The following is a 1,020-nucleotide window of genomic DNA, read 5'->3' as shown; positions in this document are numbered from 1 at the left end:
GTTGATTACAGGCACTATTTCAAGATTGTGTTCGAGCGCGAGGTACATATTGGACAAAGTTTGCGCCTGTACGCCCTGAGTCGCGTCAACAAGGAGCAAAGCGCCTTCGCAGGAATTAATAGCGCGGCTAACCTCGTAACTGAAATCAACATGTCCCGGCGTGTCTACCAAATTGAGTATGTACTCGTTGCCGTCCTTCGCCGTGTAGGGCAGGGTAACAGCCTGGCTTTTTATAGTGATGCCGCGTTCCCGCTCAATATCCATGTTGTCGAGTATTTGATCCTGAAAGTTGCGGTCATCGACAAGATTGGCTTTTTGAATGAGACGGTCCGCAAGCGTAGACTTGCCGTGATCGATATGGGCGATAATGCAAAAGTTACGGATAAATTTGGTTTGTGCCATGAGTTACTATAGCTTGATTAAGTAAAAATCTCAAGGAGAGATAAGGTTATTTTTTATTGCATATGCTCCGAAGAACAGTCTTTATTAAATACGGAGGGATTTATGAACGTCATCATAAAGAATACCATTATGATAATTACCATGTTCCTTGTTTCGGCAATTTTCTCTTTTGCTGAAGATATTTTAAACGAAGACAACGTGCCTTTTAGCAAAGTCCAACGTATAGACTGGAATCTGGATGTTGTAAGAACCAAGTCTGCCGTTATAACCATAAATAGGGTTAAAGCGCAAAGGGAGATTTATTCCATCAGGTTTCAGGAAAACAGTATTCTGCGCGGCAGAGGCGCCGATAACATTTATTTCGCCCCCTATACCACGGGCGCAAATAATTCTTTTTCCATTAGAAAAATCGCAAGCGCATATATGGTTCCCATATTTGAAACGGAAAACTTCACAGAGTATGAATATTTCCGTCATCTGGAAAGAACATACCGCTGGGAATTTCGCGATTGGAAACTAAAATTGTATACCTACGATGAAAACAAGGAAGAGGTAATTCTGGAATTTATCCCTATCTATAAATAAAGACTGTTCTTCGGAGCATATGCAATAAAAAAT

General features: G+C 41.2%; 2 protein-coding genes. One reads left to right on the top strand and one right to left on the bottom strand.

Annotation, left to right across the window (positions count from 1 at the left end):
* Positions 1-402, bottom strand: a 402-nt coding sequence (locus ACYVRH_RS13265; RefSeq protein ID WP_461257369.1) for a GTP-binding protein, incomplete at its 3' end; no start/stop codon positions are given.
* A 102-nt stretch (positions 403-504) separates the two neighbouring features.
* Here ACYVRH_RS13265 and ACYVRH_RS13260 point away from each other — a divergent pair.
* Entirely contained in the window at positions 505-987 is a 483-nt protein-coding gene (locus ACYVRH_RS13260) for an META domain-containing protein (RefSeq protein ID WP_461257368.1), read from the top strand.
* Positions 988-1,020 lie beyond the last annotated feature (33 nt).

Source organism: Treponema sp. R80B11-R83G3 (assembly GCF_054786115.1).
This window is presented reverse-complemented; position numbering and strand designations above follow the sequence as displayed.